The sequence below is a fragment of the Ferrimonas sediminicola genome (assembly GCF_005116715.1).
In the GTDB taxonomy this organism is placed as follows: domain Bacteria; phylum Pseudomonadota; class Gammaproteobacteria; order Enterobacterales; family Shewanellaceae; genus Ferrimonas; species Ferrimonas sediminicola.
Genome location: NZ_SWCI01000003.1, coordinates 140,688 through 159,874, shown reverse-complemented (window position 1 = coordinate 159,874; position 19,187 = coordinate 140,688). Strand labels below are relative to the sequence as shown.

Below are 19,187 nucleotides of genomic sequence, written 5' to 3'. Positions count from 1 at the left end.
TGTCGCCCCGGACTGGCAACAACAATGTTGAAACTACGACGAAAGAAAACGCAGGCTGCACCGGTCTTAGAAGACATGGTGAGTAAACAGCGACGTTACGAAAGCTTGGTTAGGGCTTTGAATACAGAGATATACCGCTATGCCTACTGGCTCAGTGGCAACCCCACGGTGGCGGAAGATCTGGTTCAGGAAACCTTTCTCCGGGCATGGAAAGCCCTAGACTCCCTCAAGGATGACAGGGCGGCGAAGGCATGGCTGATCACCATCCTGAGGCGGGAGAATGCCCGTAGGTTTGAACGTAAACAGTTCGACCTGACGGACATCGACGATCATCAGCTAGCTGACAAGCACAGCCTCTCCAATGAACAGGCGGTAGACAATGCGCTGCTGCGAAAGCACATCGCCACGCTGGCCCAGGAGTACCGGGAACCACTGGTTCTGCAGGTACTGCATGGCTTCAATGGTGATGAGATTGCCGAAATTATGGGATTGAACCGAAATACCGTGATGACCCGTTTATTCAGAGCCCGTAATCAGCTTCGTGACCGACTCGAAAACAAGCCTCAATCCTGGGAGTTGAACAATGGATGAACTAGAGTTCCGACGACGTGCCTATGCCGATCCTCAGGATCAGGACAAGGCCTTTGTCGACGCACTGGCAGAAGAGGCGGGCCGCAAAGAGTTCGTGGATGAACTGCGGGCTCTGGATGACAGACTCAGCGCCGCGATGAAAATCTCGCCGCCGGAAGACCTGGCCAATCGAATCCTTCTTCATCAGAGCCTGAGCCAGTTCCAGCATCAGCGCAAACGGCAGCGGCTCCACTTGGCTGCGGCGGCATCCATCGCCTTCGTGATCGGCCTATCTCTGACCCTGACTCGTAAACCCGCGACCCTGGGGGAACACGCCCTGGCCCATGTGGCCCATGAAGCGGGCTTTGCCGACCGGGTGGATGAGCGGGTGAGCCTGACGGCACTCAACACCAAGCTGGCCAGTTTCGGAGGCAGAATGGACAGCGCCCCGGGCCACATCTACTACGCCAACTACTGCGACTTCGACGGCATCCGCAGCCTGCACATGGTAGTGGACACTTCCGAAGGCAAGATGACGGTCTTTTTCGTGCCCAAGGAGCAGAACAAGGCGATGACCCTCAGCTTTGGCAATGACAGGTATGAGGGGGCCGCATTTGACCTGGGGCCCTTCCAGGTTGCCGTAGTCGGAGGGAGGAACCAGCGACTGGACCCCACCGTCTCCCAGTTGAAGGACACCATTCACAGTATTTAAACCCCCGAGGTCAGGCCGCAGTTTATGCGGTCTGACCAGCGCATTCACTTCAGGAAAATATCAAAGCCAGGGATCCGGCAGGACACATCAACCAAGAACCAGTAACACAAAGGCGGAAAACCAAACCAAATTAACGCCACCCCAACACTTCATTCTGTATACAAAGCATCATTCGTGACGCTGGTCACATATCCTGCTCTTTGTTAGCATGAAAATAGTTCCGGATATTCCATTCATATTTGGTGCTTGATTATTGGCCATCCGCCCAGGCCAACATTCCACCAATGATGCCCGGACGCCCTCTCCCAGCAGTGGCCCTGCCGGGACCCGACAGACACTACAAACCGAACGAACTATAACGATGATTTCGACCCCTGCTTTGATTACCTTCTTTGGTTACCTGATCCTGCTTCTGGTGATCGGAACCCTGGCCTACAAGGCCACCAGCACCTCCAGCGACTACATCCTGGGAGGCAGGAAAATGGGCCCGGCAGTCACCGCTCTGAGCGTCGGTGCCTCCGACATGTCCGGCTGGCTGCTCCTGGGCCTGCCCGGTTCCGTCTACCTGTCCGGACTGGGGGAGATGTGGATCGGCATCGGCCTGGTGATTGGTGCCTGGCTCAACTGGCTGATCGTCGCCAAGCGACTGAGGATCTATACCTTCTTCACCGATGACGCCCTGACCATGCCAGATTTCCTGGAGAAGCGCTTCCACGATACCGGCCTGCTCAGGCTGGTCTCCGCCAGCATCACCCTGCTGTTCTTTGTCTTCTACACCTCTTCCGGCATGGTCGGCGGCGCCATCCTGTTTGAAAAGGTGTTTGGCCTGGACTATACCACCGCGCTGATGATCGGCAGTGCCATCATCGTCTCATACACCTTCGTAGGCGGCTTCTTTGCCGTCAGCTGGACCGACTTTGTCCAGGGGCTGCTGATGCTGTTCGCGCTGCTATTGGTGCCTGCCATGGTCTTTGGCGGCAACAGCGTCAACCTGGACACCCTGCCGCCAGCCATGACCCAGCCGATCCCCGATGATGCCACCCTGATAGGCATCCTTTCCCTGCTGGCGTGGGGCCTGGGTTACTTTGGTCAGCCCCATATTCTGAGCCGCTTCATGGCCATTGGAGAGGTCAAGCACCTGCCACTCTCCCGGCGCATCGCCATGGGCTGGATGCTGCTGTCCCTGGCTGGTGCCCTCGCCACCGGGCTGGCCGGAGCCGCCTTTTTCCACGGCACCCCCCTGGCCAACGCGGAGACGGTGTTCATTGAACTCAGCCGGGTGCTGTTCAACCCCTGGGTAGCCGGCATCCTGATCGCCGCCATCCTTTCCGCCATCATGAGCACCATCGATTCGCAACTGCTGGTCTGCTCCTCCGTGGTCACCGAAGATTTCTATAAGAAGTGGCTCAGACCCGAGGCCAGCGAGAAGGAGAAGGTGATGGTCGGAAGACTCACCGTGCTCAGTGTCGCGGTGATCGCCACCCTCATTGCCCTCAACCCCGAGAGCACCGTATTGGAGCTGGTCAGTTACGCATGGGCCGGCTTCGGCGCCTCCTTTGGTCCGGTGATCCTGCTCTCCCTCTACTGGCGCGGCTACAGCCGCTTCGGCGCAGTAGCCACCATCCTGGTAGGTGCGGCGACCGTGGTGCTGTGGAAACAGGCCGAGGGCGGTGTGTTCGATCTCTACGAGATCCTGCCCGGATTCCTGTTTGCCACCCTGGCCGGCATCATGGTCAGCCTGATGTTACCTGCCGATAACAAAACTCAAGTTCTCCACCGGGAGTTTGAGCAAAAACTCTAGCCTTTCCCGTTGCGGGGACCACCGTCCCCGCACATTTCTCTGCCCCACCCCATCTTTGTCGACACATCCACCCTGCCACCCCAACTTTAGGGTATTAACTCTAAATCAGATCGTCGCGACACATTCCGTTAACACGCCGCGCTTTCGCTTCACATTCGCTGATTTTCATGGCAAATTTGCCCCAGTTGACGTGGTGGTCGGAGCTCTAGTGAGGGCCGTTACCCCCTACAATGGCCGCCAGACGACACAACCGATTTTTGCGGTGAATATGCCTCGAACGTCGGCAAAAATGACGAATAAATGGCCAAGAAGGCCGATAACAAGACCCCATATCCAGAGAGAGTTATGAAAACCTTCAATAAGACCCTTATCGCCACGGCTCTGATGGCCGTCAGTGCCGGCTCCTCCGCCGCCGGATTCCTACTGAACGAAACCTCCGTCTCCGGCCTGGGCCGCGCCTTTGCCGGTGAAGGTGCCGCCGCCGACGACGCCGCGGTACTGGCCCGAAACCCCGCCGCCATGGCGCTGTTTGACCAGACCAGCCTCTCTCTGGCGGGCACCTACATCGATCCGGGTGTCGATATGCGCGGTGTCTCCAGCCCCCTGGGCTCTGACCCCAGCGCCCTGAACATCGACGGCGCCGCCCCCGAAGCCTTCGTTCCCGCCGCCTACCTGATCATGCCCCTGAGCGACAGGGTGGCCATCGGCTTCGCCGGTTACTCCAACTTCGGTCTGGGCACCGACTTCGGTGACAATTACCCCGCGGGTACCATCGCCGGCAGCACCGACCTGGTGACCCTGAATTTCAACACCAGCGTCTCCTACCGCATCAACGACAAGCTGAGCCTGGGCCTGGGCCTCAACGCCGTTTACGGTGATGCCGAGCTGATTCGCCATTTCGGTGAAACCGCTCCGCTGCTCAACGGCATGATCGACGCCAACCTGGGGCCTGCCGCAGGCCTGGTGCCCGACCTGGAACCCGCCAGCGTCTCCGGCAAGATGGCCGGCGACGGCTGGGGCTTCGGCTTCAACGTCGGGGTCCTGTACGAGCTGAGCAAAGATCACCGCGTCGCCCTGACTTACAAGTCCAAAACCACCATTGAGCTGGAAGGGCACTACACCAACGACCTGGCTGCTGGCATCGCCACCGATGCGCTGGTGGGTGTCGGCAGTGCCAAGGTGGACGGCTCACTGGACCTGGACCTGCCCGACGTGATCGAGTTCTCCGGCTACCACAAGGTGAGCGATCAGGTGATCCTGCACACCACGGTGATGTGGAGCGGCTGGAGCGTGTTTGAGGAGCTGCGTGGCGTCGCCGACGGCGATACCACCCTGGAGGGTGCCCTGTGCGCCAACGGCAACCCCGCCTGCCAGATTCAGGATGGCCAGACCCTGCTGCTCAAAGAGGAGAACTTTGAGAACGCCTGGCGCTTTGGCCTGGGCATGACCTACCTGATGAGCGACGAGTTCACCCTGCGCGCCGGTGTGGCCTACGACGAGACCCCGATCCCCGAGACCCACCGTACCGTCTCCATCCCGGATTCTGACCGTATCTGGTACAGCTTCGGTGCCAACTACAAGCTGTCTGACCGCTCCGACATCGACCTGGCCTTCACCTTCATCGACGGTGAAGAGGTGCGTGTCGAGGAGGATGGCTACGTACTGAAGTCAGAGGGCAACGCCTTCCTGATTGGGGCCCAGTACAACTACCGCTTCTGATAGTAACCCCCAAGATCCAGGCAAAGAGCCGCGACATAGTGTCGCGGCTCTTCTGTTTTTACTTTCCTTTCACCATTGACGCCTTAATGTAAAGTGTGCGGACTTAAGTTGAATATTAGCAATATCTAATTTATAGTGTACACATTGAATTAGGGAGTTCTAATATGAAAGAGAGGCTGATCCAGTTCGCTACCTGCTACCCCAGGCGGATATACGCACTGGTACTGGCATTAACCCTGGCCGCGACCGCCATGATGCCAATGATTCAGATCGATACCGATCCTGAAAACATGCTGCCCGAAGAGGATGCCGCCCGGGTGTTCCACAATGCCACCAAGGCGGAGTTCGCCCTGTACGACAGCATTGTCGTCGGCGCGGTCGCTCCCGCCCCCGGAGGCATCTTTACCCCCAGTTCCCTCTCCCAGATGAAGCGGATCACCGACGCCATCCTTGCCATCGATGGCGTGGTCAAGGCCGACCTGATGGCCCTGTCCACCGTGGACAATATCACCCAGGAGGGGCCGGGCACCATCCGCTTCGAATATATGATGCAGGTCGCCCCGGACGATCAGCCCGGAGCCGATGCCATCGCCGAGGCCGTCGCCCGCCTGCCGCTGCTCAACAACACCCTGGTCTCAGCCGACCAGCAGGCGGCAGCCATCTATGTTCCCCTCAAGGATAAGCGCCAGAGCTTCGAGGTCGCCGAACGGATCCGGACCATCATCCAGCAGGAGACCCCGGACGCCCAGTACCACATCACCGGCCTGCCGGTGGCGGAAAACCAGTTCGGCCATGAGATGTTCATCCAGATGGGGATCTCCGCCCCCCTGGCCGGCCTGATGATCTTCCTGGTGATGCTCTACTTCTTCCGCTCGCTGCCCCTGGTGGTCGCCCCGATGCTGGTGGCCATGGCGACGGTGATCATCGTCGTTGGCAGTCTCATCGGCATGGGGTTCACCGTTCACATCATGTCATCGATGATCGCCATCTTCCTAATGCCCATCGCCGTGGTGGACTCCATCCACATCATGAGTGAATTTGCCGACCACTACCGGCCCGGCAAGCAGGCCCGGGAGGTGATCGAAAAGGTGGTGCGGGATCTGTTCACCCCCATGCTGTTCACCTCGGTCACCTCGGCGGTGGGCTTCTACTCCCTGATGATCACCCCCATTCCGCCGGTACAAATATTCGGGGCCTTCGTCGGCAGCGGCATCCTGCTGGCCTTCCTGCTGACCATCACCCTGCTGCCGGCCTACATCGTACGCATCTCCCCCCACTCCCTGGAGAAAATGCAGCAGAAGCTCCACGCCCCCAAGGGCCCCGGCCTGCTCAGCCGGGTCCTGGAACGCACCGGTACACGCAGTGTCTCCCTGGCCAAGCCCATCGTGGCGGTGAGCCTGGGAATCCTGGCCCTGAGCGTGTGGGGCATCACCAAGATCCAGATCAACGACAATCCGGTACGCTGGTTCAAGAGTGACCATGAGATCCGCATCGCCGACCGGGCCCTCAACCACCACTTTGCCGGTACCTACGATGCCTACCTGGTGCTGACCACCGATAAGCCCATCCCCATGGCCGACGAGCAGTTCCAGCTGCTGGTGGATATCCTTGGCAACGAGCAGCTGGCTCTGGCCGAGCGGGCCCGCCAGGGCGACGCCGAGGCACTCTCCCAGGTGTTGCTGGCCCTGGAGGACGCCAGCTTCGACAGCGACGATGCCCGTATCGATCCGCTGATGACCCGCCTGGAACAGCGAGACCAGGCGCAGCGCCGCTTCCTCGATCCCGCCCTGCTCTCCTGGATGGCGGAGTTGCAATCCTACCTAGACAGCACTGGCCTGGTGGGTAAGAGCAACGGCCTGCCCGACATCGTCAAGACAGTGAATCGAGAACTGCGCAGCGGCGAAGATCGGGATCTGGCCCTGCCGGACAGCGCCGCCGGCGTGGCACAGACCCTGCTTCAGTACCAGTCCAGCCACCGACCCAACGACCTGTGGCATTTCGTCACTCCGGATTACCGTAAGGGTCTGCTGTGGTTGCAACTGACCTCGGGGGACAACCAGCATATGAGCCAGGTGATCGACGCCGTGGACCACTACCTGCTGCAGCACCCCGCCCCCAAGGATGTCCGGCTCAACTGGGCCGGCAAGGCCTACATCAACGTGGCCTGGCAGGACGCCATGGTCAGCGGCATGCGGGACAGCCTGCTCTCCGCTTTCCTGATCGTGCTGGGGATGATGGTGCTACTGTTCCGCTCACCCCTATACGGATTGCTGGCGATGCTGCCTTTGACCCTGACCATCAGCTTCATCTACGGCCTGATCGGCTGGATCGGCAAGGATTACGACATGCCCATCGCCGTGCTGTCGGCCCTGACCCTGGGGCTGTCGGTAGACTTTGCCATCCACTTCCTGGAGCGGTTCCGTGAACAGCTGAAACTGGAGGGGGAGGTGCGTCGCGCGCTGACCGCCATGTTCCAGGAACCGGCACGGGCCATCAGCCGCAATGCCATCGTCATCGCCATCGGCTTTACACCGCTGCTGCTGGCCCCATTGGTGCCCTACATCACCGTCGGCGTGCTGCTGGCAAGCATCATGGCGATCTCCGCCGTCACCACGCTGCTGCTGCTGCCCTCCTGCCTGTGGTTGCTGGCCCCCCTGCTGCAACGCAACCCGGCGGTTGCCGCCCAACACTAAGGAGAAGACCAATGAAATCCCTGTTGACCCTGATAACCGCCTCACTCTTCAGTCTGCAGGCGATGGCCATCACCGCCGATGAGGTGGTGGACAAAGCCAACCTGGCCTCCTTCTACGCCGGTGACGATGGCCGCAGCCAGGCCCGGATGATCATCGTCGATGCCCAGGGGCGAAAGCAGACCCGCCAGTTCTCCCTGCTACGCCGCACCCTGGAGAAGGGGGGCGACCAGCAGATGCTGGTGTTCTTCTCCCGCCCCTCCGACGTGCGGGGCACCGTCTTCCGGGTGGAGAAGAAGGTGGACAGCGACGATGATCGTTGGCTCTACCTGCCGGGGCTGGATCTGCTCAAACGGATCAGTGCCGGGGACAAGCGCACCTCGTTCGTTGGCAGCCACTTCTTCTACGAAGATGTCTCCGGGCGCAATCTCAAGGAGGACAACTTCACCCTGGTCGAGGAGAGTGACAGCCACTACCTGATTGACGCCAAGCCCAAGGACCCCGCTTCCGTCGAGTTCTCCAGCTACCGGGTCTGGGTGGACAAAACCAACTGGCTGCCCTCCAAGGTGGAGTACCTGGACAAGCAGGGTGAACTGTATCGGCAGGTGGAGACCGTCCAGATCGACACCATTCAAGGCCACCCAACGGTGATGCGTTCCAGGATCAGCGATCTGGCCTCGGGCGGCTACACCCTGATGGAGTTCCGCGGTGTCCAGTACGACCTGGGGCTGCCGGAATCGATCTTCTCCGAACGCAGCATGCGCCAGCCGCCGGTCAAGTACCTGAGGTAACCCATGGCCTGGATTCATCGCACCCTGATCGCTGTCGGGCTCAGCGCAGTATTGGCCCCCGCCGCCCTGGCCTCGGAGGAGGAGTGGGGCGATGAGTGGGGGGATGACCCTTGGGCCGACGCGGCCCCGTCGCCCTGGCAGCCGGTCAGCGGTTACCTGGAGCTGGGCTACGGTCGGCGACTGCAGAGCGACGCCACCGGCCTGGATGGCCCCACCCTGTCCCAGGCCCTGGGACGCATCGAGTCCGGTTATCGCAGCGACACCCTGCAAGGCAAACTGCGGCTGGACCTGGGCTATGACGACGCTGTCGACCAGTGGGTCGCCGATGTCCGGGAACTGACCCTGGGGGCCGATCTTGGCGAACACACCCACCTGAAGCTGGGGCGCCAGGTCCTGACCTGGGGGACAGGTGACTACCTGTTCCTCAACGACCTCTTCCCCAAGGATTGGCAGGCGTTCTTCTCCGGCCAGGAGGATGAGTACCTCAAGGCGCCGGTCAATGGTGTCAAAGGCAGCTGGTACGGGGAGGGGATCAACCTGGATCTGGTCTACATGCCCAGGTTCGAGGCGGACAACTACCTCAATGGCGAGCGCTTCTCCTTCTTCGACCCGGTCAGTGGCAAGAAGGTGGCGCCGGATCGCACCGCCGACGAACCCAGCGACGATGCCGCCGCGGTCCGCCTCTACTGGAGCCGAAACGGCACCGAATACGCCCTCTACGGCTATTGGGGCTTCACCGGTCAACCCCTGGGGGCCGACGCTCAGGGCAAGCCACAGCACGCCCGCCTCAACGCCTATGGCGCCAGTGTGCGCCTGCCCGCCCTGGGGGGGCTGCTCAACGCCGAGACCGCCTATCACCAGAGTCTGGATGCCGACAGCACCAGCCTGGTTGCCCCCCAGGACAAGGTGCTGGCTCTGCTCGGCTATGAAACCGAGCTGGTGACCAACCTCACCGGCGCCCTGCAGTACTATCTGGAGCATATCCGCCACTACCAGGCGTATCTGTCCGATCTGCCCAACCCGGAGTACGGGGCAGACAGGAACCGCCAGCTGCTGACCCTGAGACTCACCTACCGGGCGATGCAGGAGAAGCTGATCCTGAGCCTGTTCAGCTTCTACTCCCCGACGGACCAGGATTTCTACCTCAAACCCCAGGTAAGCTATCGCCCCGATGATCACTGGCTGGTCAGCGGCGGCGTCAACCTGATGAATGGCCAAGACCCCCATACCTTCTTTGGCCAACTGGATGACAACAGCAACGCCTGGCTTAGGCTACGCTACTACTATTAGAAGGAGTTTCCCATGAGCCGATTTTCCACTGAGCGCGCCACCATGACCTTTGCCGGCACCATGGTGCTGGTGTCGGTCGCCCTGACCCACTGGGTGCACCCGCTCTTCATCTGGTTCACCGTTTTCATCGGTGTTAACCTTATCCAATCCTCCTTCACCGGGTTTTGCCCGGCCACCATGGTGATGAAGAAGCTGGGGATGCCCACGGAAAGAGAGTTAGCCACCAAAGAGTAGGACCGATGTTCAGATCCCTGATTGCCATAGTCATGCTGCTGTGCAGCACCCTGACCCTCGCCAGCGAGCGAGCCACCGAAGCCTGGCGGCAGATTGACCGAGCCGAGGCGGTGATCATCGACGTACGAAGCCCGGGGGAGTACGCCCAGGCTCGCCTGAAAGGCGCCATCAACATCCCCTACGATGTGATTGGCCAGGAGATTGGCCAGCTGGGACTGGCCAAGGACCAGCCCATCGTCGTCTACTGCCGCAGCGGCCGCCGCTCCGGCATCGCCCAGGAGGTACTGCAAAGTCAGGGCTTCAACAGGGTGTTCAACGGTGGTGGGCTTCAGGAGATGCTGGAGAGCGAACGCTGACCCATCGCAATCGAAGAAGAGGACCCCTGGGTCCTCTTTTTTGTCGGCCCAGATCAGACCTGGCGGGAGAGGCGATCCAGCTCCGCCTCTATCTGGTGACGTACCCTGAGCACCGCGGCCTCGCCCGCGGCAATGGCCTCCCCGGCGCGCTGGAACTCCATGGTATTGATCTCCCCCACCCTGGGCAGGATCAAGGCGTCGGGAGGGTCACCCATCAGTCGAGCCCGCTTGTGTCTCTGCTCCAGAATCTCCATCGACTGGTGCATCACCGCCAGCATATTGGGCTGCTGAATGGTGGTGGAGGTGAAGCGGTCGGCCAGGCCATTGACCAGCTCCTTGCCGGTCGCCAGCAGATCCATGAAACCGCTCTCCTTGGCCGGCGCCTCCTCCGGCGTATGGGCCACCCGGGTCAACCGCACCGGCTCCGATGAGGGGTGGCGGCCATCACCATGGAGGTCGACGGCAAGCACCAGATCCGCGCCCAGTGCGCGGCAAGCCGACACCGGCACCGGATTGACCACGGCGCCATCCACCAGCCAGCGATTACCGATGCGTTTGGGCTCCATCAGGCCAGGAATGGAGCAGCTGGCCCTGACGATGTCCGACAGCGACCCTTCCGCCAGCCACACCTCCTGGCCGGTGTAGAGATCGGTCGCCACCGCCAGGAAGGGCTTCTCCAGCTCGGTGATCTCACCGATCCCCATCGCCTTGCTGGCCGCCTGAAACACTTTCTCCCCGGAGACCAGGCCACCGCGTCGCCAGGTGAGGTCCAGCAGTCCCATCACATCCCAGCTGGAGAAACCGCGCACCCACTGCTCCAGTTCATCCAGCTTACCGGCAGCATAGGCCGCCCCAACAAATGCGCCAATGGAACACCCGGCCACATGGGTCGGCAGGATACCGATGCGGGCGAGTCCACGAAGGACGCCGATGTGTGCCCACCCCTTGGCGGCACCGCTGCCCAGGGCAACGCCTATCTTCAGTTCAGACATAGAGAGATCCTGACAGGGACTATGGATTAAGAATAACGACTTACCCACGAACTGCTCAACCGATTCAGCAAAACGCCGGACAGTAAACGGACACAGTGCCGCGCTGACCGGGCACGGGCGTCCCTGCTCCTTACCGCAAACTGAGCCCCTTCGGCACCAGCTGCCCCCGTTGCTGCTCCGTGCGCCACCCACAGCATGCCCGCCAGCACTCCAGGTGTACCTCCCCCCATCACCTGTGCAACAAACTGAAAAGAGGACCAATACCCTCAATGCCACGCCAAACTTCGAAACCTCGTTCTCACTGGCCCCCTGCCCCAGATACAAATGAACCCAGCTAATCCAAGGATTAAACTAGCTGAACCACCCCCTGATTTGCCGAGATAACTTCTATTCCACCCCCAAAAAAAGCAAGGAGGAATCAAGAATAAACGTTAAAAACCATGATATCTGGGCGTGTTTCATTCTTTACTAAGCCAAGATAACAAAAATGCAATTTTCTTTGACTAAGCCTCCCCAAACTGGCAGACTGCGCGGCTTTTTAGTGTGCAATTGTTAACCTGAGGGTAATACCAATCGATGTTTGAGCTTAGAAGCAACCCAGATGCCTCGGCCAAGGCGGATATCCTCTCCGGCCTGACCGTAGCCCTGGCCCTGGTGCCCGAGGCCGTGGCCTTCGCCTTTGTCGCCGGTGTCGAACCCATGGTCGGCCTGTACGCCGCCTTTATGGTGGGCCTGATCACCTCGCTCATCGGCGGCCGCCCCGGCATGATCTCCGGCGCCACCGGTGCGCTGGCGGTGGTGATGGTCGCCCTGGTGGCCCAACATGGCGTTCAGTATCTGTTTGCTACCGTGGTGTTGATGGGACTGATCCAGATCCTCGCCGGTGCCATGAAACTGGGTAAGTTCATCCGTCTGGTTCCCCACCCGGTGATGCTGGGTTTCGTCAACGGCCTGGCCATCGTCATCTTCCTGGCCCAGTTGGCGCAGTTTAAGGTGGCCAACGCGGCGGGCGAGATGGTGTGGATGCAGGGCACTCAGCTGTACACCATGCTCGGGTTGATTCTGCTGACCATGGCCATCATCCGCTACCTGCCCAAACTGACCACGGCCGTGCCCTCCTCCCTGGCGGCCATCGTCACCGTCACCGCCCTGGTGCACCTGGTCGGCATCGAAACCGGCACCGTCGTGGACTTCGTCCGCAATATGACCGGCGATCCCCAGGCCAGTCTCTCCGGCACCCTGCCCGAGTTCGCCATCCCCATGGTCCCCTTCAACCTGGAGACCCTGACGATCATCCTGCCCTACGCCCTGATTCTGGCGGCGGTGGGGCTGATTGAATCCCTGCTGACCCTAACTCTGGTGGACGAGCTGACCCAGACCCGGGGCCAGGGCAACCGCGAGTGTGTCGGCCAGGGCGTGGCCAACGTGGTCACCGGTTTCTTCGGTGGCATGGGAGGCTGCGCCATGATTGGTCAGAGCATGATCAACATCAATTCCGGTGGCCGCACCCGGCTGTCGGGCTTTACCGCCGCCGTCGCCCTGCTGGCCTTCATCCTGTTTGCCAGTGAGCTTATCGAGATGATCCCCCTGGCAGCACTGGTGGGCGTGATGTTCATCGTGGTTCTGGGCACCTTCGAATGGTCCAGCTTCCGCATTATGCGCAAGGTGCCCCGCTCGGACGCCTTTGTCATCGTGCTGGTCTCCGCGGTGACCGTCGCCACCGACCTGGCCATCGCCGTGCTGGTGGGGGTCATCGTGTCGGCCCTGCGCTTCGCCTGGGAGCATGCCACCCACATGACCATCAACAGCAAAATGGATAAGTTTGGCCGCAAGGTGTACCTGGTGAACGGCCCGCTGTTTTTCGCCTCCACCACCAGCTTCCTGGAGCAATTTGACACCAACGAGGATCCGGAAGAGGTGATCGTCGACTTCCGCGGCTCGCGGGTGTGCGACCACTCCGCTCTGGAGACCATCGATACCCTGGCGGAGCGATACATGAAGCAGGGCAAACACCTGCATCTGCGTCACCTCTCCGACGAATGCCGTACCCTGCTGCAGAAAGCGGGCGACCTGGTGGAGGTGAACGTCATCGAAGACCCCACCTATAGAGTGGCGGTGGACGAACTCGGCGGCTAGAAGCCCCAGTAATAGACAGACCGGCAAGGCCCCATACGGGGCCTTTCTAGGGCTGTGTCTTAGATCACTGTTGCTCACCAACCCACCTTGCTGTTGTTGCTCTCAGCAATACCCTGTCAATCGTCTTGCGGAAGAAGATCAGCAACCGGTGTCTGTCGAAATCAGTATCGGACACGGAGAGATCCTGGAGGCTTCCCCCCCCCTGCCAGCACAGCCTCTCGATACCGGCATGCGCCGGCATGACCGTGCCGGAGGCAGCCGCAGTGGGTTGAATCAACTCCATACCAGCCTGCAGTTGACTACTGAGCCTTGCCGCCCGGCGCTCCTTGCGCCATGCGCACAATCGTCACCTTAACGAACGTCAGGGTCCAGCGTCTGTTGAAATGAACGCCAAGTTCCCATTCATGCTTGGGTGGTTCATTACATGGGCTGGCCCGGTTACACCAAGGCATCGCATAACTTCAACAGCCAACTCAGGCACAACCCTCTATCGTGGTCACTCTGCCCTTGCCCCCTACTCTGCGGCCAGGCTTGCGACCTCCTTGCCGCCCAAACCGGGGGCACAAGGCAGAAAAAAGGCTCCTTGCGCAGCCTTTGCGGTTAGGGAAGGGTGATATCCACGTCCAGAAGCCACCACGCCCGGGCTTGAAGATCGCCGGCTTCGATCATCCCTCCCGGGAGATAGGGCCGGGCGTAGTGCACCAGCATCATCGGCTCTCGGGAGCGGAACTGACCGGTAGGAATCGAGGGGACGATCTGGTCACCCTCATCGAAACTGACGGTCACCTCGGAGGCACAGTCCGGTGTCTGTAACGACCCCAGGGCGTTGGCCAGGTTGCCGCCGTCCCCGCAACTGCCGGTCAATTGCAGCCTCAGCATGACGGGGACGCAGCCCCCATCGCCGCAGACGGTGAGCTTCTGCAGCGAATAGCTGCCAGCCATCTCCTCATCGCCCTGGGTCTTGGCGTGTCCCGAGGTGGTGAATGCCTTGTAGAAGCTCACCTCGCCGTTGGGGACCGCCACCGGCGAGGGGATCGTCAGCGGCGCACCTTCGAACGTCATCCGCGCCTGCTCACCGGCGTCTTCGGCAAAGCCGCTGAAGTAGCGGGATGAGGAGTTCTGACCCGCCAGATAGTTGCTGCCGCCGTCGTCGGTCACATGCAGCAGGATGGGGGTGCTGCTGGGGAAGGCGTGCACGGTGAGCCTGCCATCGTCGCCAAGCTCATACTCGTCGGCGGGATAGGCCCCGTACAGACTGTAGCTGACCCTGCCCAGGGGGTTGAGCACCGCCGGCGGCGCAATGGTCATGCCTGGATAGAACGCCACCGACTTCGCCAGTTCCAGCTCCGGCACCCCCGGGTAGGAGGCCGGGGTCACTCGCACCTCGTACTCCAGCACCCGGTCCTCATAGTTGCGGCTGCTCTCGGTCACCGTCATCAGCGCCGTACCGGCGTTCTGAATCACCATGTTACCATTGGCGGCGTCGATGCTCACTACCTGCTGGCCGAACGCCTTGGCAGCATACTTGAGGGTGCTGCCGTCGAGCTTGCCGGACACGGTCGGGGCATACAGCGGCGCGCCCAGGGTGAACTCCTCCTCGATCAGGGTCCTGTCCAGGGACAGCCTGGGATTGGCGTCCGCCTTGCGCACGGTAACGCGCACCATCACCCCCTTGGCGGCATGACCGGCATCACCGGAATCGGTCACCGAGTAGTAGGTGGAACCGGCGTTGAGCAGAGTGACCATGCCGGTGTCGGCATCGAAGCTGACCACATCCTCCGGCTGGCCGTTGTCGGGGCGGAAACTCAGGGTGCCAATCTGACCGCTGATGGCCAGGGCCACCTGCTTGCCCTCGGTAAACTGAATGTCGATGTCATCCACCGCCAGAGAACCCTCGGCATAGCTGACATCCACGTAGAAGCCGGTCTCGGCGGGCAGGTAGTAGTCGTCGCCCGCGTCGGACACGGTCACCCAGCCGCGACCGGCGCCCTTGTAGCGGATGCTGCCGTCACTGCCCTGGCTGAGCACCTTGGCGCTCTCTTCATCCTCCCGCACCCGGAAGCTGAGGCCCCCTTTGGCACCGCGCACCTCGGGCATCAGCACCGCCTCCTCAGAGAACACCGCCTTGAGGTTGTCCGCCACCAGATCCGGGTTGGTCATCTTGGCGACGGCGACGCGGATGATGCCGCTCTGGAGTTGATGGAACTCGCCGCCATCATCCTCCACCAGGATCTCGGTCTGTCCCGGCTTAAGCAGTTCGATGTTGCCATCCTCGGCCAGCACCACCACTCCCTGGGCAGCCCCGTCGACCAGGGAGTAGCGCAGCGCGCCCTGGTTGCCCGCCACCGGCAGCAGGGTCCGCAGGCCGAGGGCATAGGTGAGCGCCAGGTCCCGAGTCACCAGGGAGTTTGACGCGATGCGCCGCACCTTGACGGTGGTGGTCACACTGGTGGGCTTATGGTCACGATCACCCAGATCGGTGACCCGTACCCGGGCCTCACCAATGCCGACAAACTCGAAGCGACCGGACTCCTTGTCCGCCGGGGCGATCACCGCCCCGGACGGGTCATCGGCCAGGGCAAACTCCAGAGTGCCGATACGACCCTCGACGGCCAGGGAGAACTGGGCATCGAAGCCGTACTCCAGCTCCCGGTCGGCGACGCTCAAGGCGGTGTTGGCCACCGGCTCCACCGTCACCTGGAAGCTCTGCAACGACAGCACCTCCCCCTGCTCGGTCGACTGGGTCACCTGAATCGCGGTCTGGCCGGCGTGCAGGATCTGCATCTCACCACTGTCGGCGTCCACCCACACCACCTGGGTGTCCGCCCCCTGGGCGATGGCAAAACGGCGCCGCGGCGCCAGGGGACCGGAGTAGACCGGCTGCAAACGGCCTCCCTCAACGAAGGGCTTGGGCGTCAAAGATTCAAACTTGGCCACCTCGGTGCTGGCGGCGGTAACCGCCACCCGGGCGGTGGCACTGCTGGCAAGATGATCACGGCCACCGTCATCCTCCACGGTCAGGGTGACCTCACCGCTGCTCAACCAGCCCCTGGTCGCTGACACTGATCACCCCTGGGGCGTCCAGCCGGTAGCTGAGCCGACCCAGGACCCCGGCAGGCGCCAGTTGCCTGGGCTCCTCGCCGAGTTGCAGGTTGATGTCATTCAGCAGCAGAGGCGCACGATCGGCCCGGGCGATATGCACCGGCACCCGCACCGAGGCCCCCAGATAGTGGGCGTTGCCTTTGTCCTCAATCACCAGTTCGGTGTCCCCGGCGTGCAACAGCTGCAGCTCATCAATCCTTGTGGCGGAGAGCGCCACCACATCCAGTGCCGCCCCGGGTGCAAATGAGATGGACAGGGGGCCCACGACCCCGTCGATCTGAAGCGGCAAACGCAGATCCTTGCGGTAGGCGGCCGAGACCGCCGACACCGTCAGCCCAGGGTGGGCTACGGGCTGAGTTTCTTTTTCGCCTGACTCTCCCCCGCCACCGCCGCCACAGGCGCACAGCAACAGAGAGCAAAGCATCAGAAGGATGGCTCTCATAGTATTTCCAATAAAAAAACAGGTTGTCGAAGATGTGGGCAATACTAAAGATTTACTCTTATTAGAGTAATAGTTTTATTTTATTTATTCCCCAAGAGATAATCGGCAAAACATTTATTTTTCCACCAAGTTTAAACAGAGGGGAATATTAAATTCCACCGCAAAATATGCACAAATTCAAAAATTATTAATCAGGAAATCCTTATATGAATCCAATTTCACTATCATAGCCAAAACATTCACTTATACGCTGCGGCGCCAAAATAAAAACCGGCATTCACGACCCGTACAGCCATTATCACTCCATCAACAACCTCACTAACAATAGGGTAACAACCCCATGCCGTGCCAGAAGGTTTATAGCCAGATAAATAAAAAACGTCTACACGAGTCAAATCGTTTAGGTTTAATGGGTGTTATCTTAACTGCACTCGGAGAGTGTGCCTCTCTCCCTGATTTCAGCCAACTGACGGAGAATTTATGCGCCGCCCCATTATCCTTGACTGCGATCCCGGTCATGACGACGCCATCGCCCTGATCCTTGCCCTGGCCTGCCCGGAACTGGAGCCCATGGCCGTCACCACCAGTGCGGGCAACCAGACCCCGGACAAGACCCTGAACAACGCCCTGCGGCTGCTGACGCTGCTAAATCGCCAGGATATCCCGGTCGCCGGCGGGGCCAACAAGCCCCTGGCCAGGGAGCTGATCATCGCCGATAACGTTCATGGCGAGTCCGGCCTGGACGGTCCTAAACTGCCGGATCCGGCCTTCGAGCCCCAGGCCGTCAACGCAGTAGAGCTGATGGCAGCCAAGATCGCCGCCAGCGACCGGCCGGTGACCCTGGTGCCCACCGGCCCGCTGACCAATATCGCCCTGCTGCTGGCCGGTCACCCGGAGCTGCACGATAAGATCGAACGTATCGTGCTGATGGGCGGCGCCGCCACCCTGGGCAACTGGACCCCGGCGGCGGAGTTCAACATCTTTGTTGATCCGGAAGCCGCCGACATGGTGTTCAAGTCCGGCATCCCCATCACCATGTGCGGCCTGGAGGTCACCCATCAGGCGCAGATCATGGATGAGGATATCGAGCGCATTCGCGCCATCGACAACCCCATCGCTCTGATTGTCGCCGAACTGCTGGACTTCTTCATGATCTACCACAGGGATCCCAAGTGGGGCTTTACCGGTGCACCACTGCACGATCCCTGCACCATCGCCTGGCTGGTGGCGCCGGAGCTGTTCCACAGCCGGGAGTGCTGGGTCGGCGTCGAGACCCGGGGTGAATACACCCAGGGGATGACCGTGGTGGACTACTACCAGCTCAGCGGCAAGCCCGCCAACACCACGGTGGTCACCGGCCTCAATCGGGAAGGCTTTGTGGATCTGCTGGCGGAGAAGCTCAAGCACTACGGCTAGGCAGCGGCTTCCACAGCAAAGGGGCCCCTGGGGTCCCTTTGCTCTCTGCGGCTGAGCGGCCACGCCAACCCTATCAGGCGTCTCTGTTTCTGCCCATCAGCCTTTTGCCCAGTGCCGCCAAGCCAGCCAGGATGAAGACCCCGCCCTTCTTCAGGAACAGCATCAACACCGCCAGGAAGCCGGTTTTGGCCAGCAGTTTACCGGTAATCAGGGCGCCGACACCGTAGGCCGCCACCTTATCGATCTCCGGGTTGAACTCATCATAGGTGTTGCCCGGATTGAACTGGGTCATCGCCATCACCGCATCCAGGTTGGCGTCGATTTCGGGCTTCTGGCTCATGTCGGCGATGTAGTTGAGCACCAACACCCCCTGGCGACCCAGTGCCCGAATGTTGTAGTTCAAGGTGTTTTGCTTCGCCTCCCCAAACTTGATCTCCTTGGCCCAATGCAGCTTGTGGGGCCGCTGGTCGTAATAGGGTTCCGATGCCCAGCCCACCAGCTCAATAGGGGCGTAGCCCTCCTTGACCCGGCACTCGCTCTCCTCCTTGGTAACGCGCTTCATCTGATCGAGCAGCTCGCCGTAGTCGATCTTCGAGGCGTCCTCATCGGACACATACCCATCCTGCTCATACTCGATGGTGACCGCCCAGGATTCGGCATCGAAAGGGGTCACCCCGGCAGGAAACAGCATCCCCAGAGGCTTTCGACCCGGAGGGTTGCCCCACACCTTCACCAGAACGGTGTTGGCGTCGTCCGGCCCGAGGAAATAGAAGGCTTCCCCCCACATTCAGGGTGGCGGGCGCCCCCTCAAGCGCGATCTCTCCGGTGCGCCTGTCCAAAGACTCCCAGGTCTGCTTGGCCCAGGCCCAATACTGCTCCTCCTCGGACAACGCCTGCTGCTGGGGCTGCTGTTCCGCGGCGCTCTCCTGTTGCGGG

At 60.9% G+C, this 19,187-nt stretch carries 15 protein-coding genes; 11 read left to right on the top strand and 4 right to left on the bottom strand.

All coding sequences use genetic code 11. The annotated features are described in order from the left end of the window. Positions 1-24: 24 nt before the first annotated feature. The 9 genes from FCL40_RS06595 to FCL40_RS06555 all read left to right on the top strand — a co-directional run bounded on the left by FCL40_RS06595 (position 25) and on the right by FCL40_RS06555 (position 10,163). Positions 25-591 (top strand): sigma-70 family RNA polymerase sigma factor, encoded by a 567-nt coding sequence (locus FCL40_RS06595; RefSeq protein ID WP_136852373.1) that lies wholly within the window; start codon positions 25-27, stop codon positions 589-591. After that, positions 584-1,282, top strand: coding sequence for a DUF3379 domain-containing protein (locus FCL40_RS06590; protein WP_136852372.1), 699 nt, complete (start codon positions 584-586; stop codon positions 1,280-1,282). Before FCL40_RS06595 ends, FCL40_RS06590 begins: the two co-directional genes overlap by 8 nt. Before the next feature lie 361 nt (positions 1,283-1,643). Further along, positions 1,644-3,083 (top strand): sodium/proline symporter PutP, encoded by a 1,440-nt coding sequence (putP, locus tag FCL40_RS06585; RefSeq protein ID WP_136852371.1) that lies wholly within the window; start codon positions 1,644-1,646, stop codon positions 3,081-3,083. Positions 3,084-3,428: 345 nt separating this feature from the next. Further along, positions 3,429-4,802 carry an outer membrane protein transport protein gene (locus tag FCL40_RS06580; protein WP_169307024.1) on the top strand — a complete coding sequence of 458 codons (1,374 nt, stop codon included), beginning with the start codon at positions 3,429-3,431 and terminating at the stop codon, positions 4,800-4,802. 164 nt (positions 4,803-4,966) lie between these two features. Then, positions 4,967-7,495 carry an efflux RND transporter permease subunit gene (locus tag FCL40_RS06575; RefSeq protein WP_136852369.1) on the top strand — a complete coding sequence of 843 codons (2,529 nt, stop codon included), beginning with the start codon at positions 4,967-4,969 and terminating at the stop codon, positions 7,493-7,495. A gap of 11 nt (positions 7,496-7,506) precedes the next feature. After that, entirely contained in the window at positions 7,507-8,283 is a 777-nt protein-coding gene (locus FCL40_RS06570; RefSeq protein WP_136852368.1) for an outer membrane lipoprotein-sorting protein, read from the top strand. Positions 8,284-8,286: 3 nt separating this feature from the next. Next, the gene (locus FCL40_RS06565) at positions 8,287-9,573 is read left to right on the top strand and encodes a hypothetical protein (RefSeq protein ID WP_136852367.1); all 1,287 of its coding nucleotides are present in this window, start codon (positions 8,287-8,289) and stop codon (positions 9,571-9,573) included. A gap of 12 nt (positions 9,574-9,585) precedes the next feature. Continuing rightward, positions 9,586-9,807, top strand: coding sequence for a YgaP family membrane protein (locus tag FCL40_RS06560; protein WP_136852366.1), 222 nt, complete (start codon positions 9,586-9,588; stop codon positions 9,805-9,807). Positions 9,808-9,812: 5 nt separating this feature from the next. Continuing rightward, positions 9,813-10,163 (top strand): rhodanese-like domain-containing protein, encoded by a 351-nt coding sequence (locus FCL40_RS06555; RefSeq protein ID WP_136852365.1) that lies wholly within the window; start codon positions 9,813-9,815, stop codon positions 10,161-10,163. Positions 10,164-10,216: 53 nt separating this feature from the next. Here FCL40_RS06555 and rssA read toward each other — a convergent pair whose 3' ends face one another. Continuing rightward, entirely contained in the window at positions 10,217-11,155 is a 939-nt protein-coding gene (gene rssA / locus FCL40_RS06550; RefSeq protein WP_136852364.1) for a patatin-like phospholipase RssA, read from the bottom strand. A 576-nt stretch (positions 11,156-11,731) separates the two neighbouring features. Here rssA and FCL40_RS06545 point away from each other — a divergent pair. Then, positions 11,732-13,291: a SulP family inorganic anion transporter gene (locus FCL40_RS06545; RefSeq protein WP_136852363.1), complete on the top strand. Its 1,560-nt coding sequence runs from the start codon at positions 11,732-11,734 to the stop codon at positions 13,289-13,291. A gap of 600 nt (positions 13,292-13,891) precedes the next feature. Here FCL40_RS06545 and FCL40_RS06540 read toward each other — a convergent pair. Together FCL40_RS06540 and FCL40_RS06535 are read right to left on the bottom strand one after the other, a co-directional pair. Beyond that, positions 13,892-16,354 carry a hypothetical protein gene (locus tag FCL40_RS06540; protein WP_136852362.1) on the bottom strand — a complete coding sequence of 821 codons (2,463 nt, stop codon included), beginning with the start codon at positions 16,352-16,354 and terminating at the stop codon, positions 13,892-13,894. Further along, positions 16,320-16,835: a hypothetical protein gene (locus FCL40_RS06535; protein ID WP_136852361.1), complete on the bottom strand. Its 516-nt coding sequence runs from the start codon at positions 16,833-16,835 to the stop codon at positions 16,320-16,322. The genes FCL40_RS06540 and FCL40_RS06535 overlap by 35 nt, the downstream gene beginning before the upstream one ends. Positions 16,836-17,315: 480 nt before the next feature. Here FCL40_RS06535 and rihA point away from each other — a divergent pair, with 480 nt between their 5' ends. Then, on the top strand, positions 17,316-18,251 hold the full coding sequence (gene rihA / locus FCL40_RS06530; protein ID WP_136852360.1) for a pyrimidine-specific ribonucleoside hydrolase RihA: 936 nt from the start codon (positions 17,316-17,318) through the stop codon (positions 18,249-18,251). A 73-nt stretch (positions 18,252-18,324) separates the two neighbouring features. Here the strand turns inward: rihA and FCL40_RS06525 are convergent, their stop codons facing one another. Beyond that, positions 18,325-19,038 carry a DUF2167 domain-containing protein gene (locus FCL40_RS06525; protein WP_205729103.1) on the bottom strand — a complete coding sequence of 238 codons (714 nt, stop codon included), beginning with the start codon at positions 19,036-19,038 and terminating at the stop codon, positions 18,325-18,327. Between the last annotated feature and the right edge of the window lie 149 nt (positions 19,039-19,187).

Coding starts and splice junctions, on each gene's coding strand:
- FCL40_RS06595 (WP_136852373.1), top strand. CDS start 25: ATGTTGAAACTACGACGAAAGAAAACGCAGGCTGCACCGGTCTTAGAA.
- FCL40_RS06590 (WP_136852372.1), top strand. CDS start 584: ATGGATGAACTAGAGTTCCGACGACGTGCCTATGCCGATCCTCAGGAT.
- putP (WP_136852371.1), top strand. CDS start 1,644: ATGATTTCGACCCCTGCTTTGATTACCTTCTTTGGTTACCTGATCCTG.
- FCL40_RS06580 (WP_169307024.1), top strand. CDS start 3,429: ATGAAAACCTTCAATAAGACCCTTATCGCCACGGCTCTGATGGCCGTC.
- FCL40_RS06575 (WP_136852369.1), top strand. CDS start 4,967: ATGAAAGAGAGGCTGATCCAGTTCGCTACCTGCTACCCCAGGCGGATA.
- FCL40_RS06570 (WP_136852368.1), top strand. CDS start 7,507: ATGAAATCCCTGTTGACCCTGATAACCGCCTCACTCTTCAGTCTGCAG.
- FCL40_RS06565 (WP_136852367.1), top strand. CDS start 8,287: ATGGCCTGGATTCATCGCACCCTGATCGCTGTCGGGCTCAGCGCAGTA.
- FCL40_RS06560 (WP_136852366.1), top strand. CDS start 9,586: ATGAGCCGATTTTCCACTGAGCGCGCCACCATGACCTTTGCCGGCACC.
- FCL40_RS06555 (WP_136852365.1), top strand. CDS start 9,813: ATGTTCAGATCCCTGATTGCCATAGTCATGCTGCTGTGCAGCACCCTG.
- rssA (WP_136852364.1), bottom strand. CDS start 11,155: ATGTCTGAACTGAAGATAGGCGTTGCCCTGGGCAGCGGTGCCGCCAAG.
- FCL40_RS06545 (WP_136852363.1), top strand. CDS start 11,732: ATGTTTGAGCTTAGAAGCAACCCAGATGCCTCGGCCAAGGCGGATATC.
- FCL40_RS06535 (WP_136852361.1), bottom strand. CDS start 16,835: ATGAGAGCCATCCTTCTGATGCTTTGCTCTCTGTTGCTGTGCGCCTGT.
- rihA (WP_136852360.1), top strand. CDS start 17,316: ATGCGCCGCCCCATTATCCTTGACTGCGATCCCGGTCATGACGACGCC.
- FCL40_RS06525 (WP_205729103.1), bottom strand. CDS start 19,038: ATGTGGGGGGAAGCCTTCTATTTCCTCGGGCCGGACGACGCCAACACC.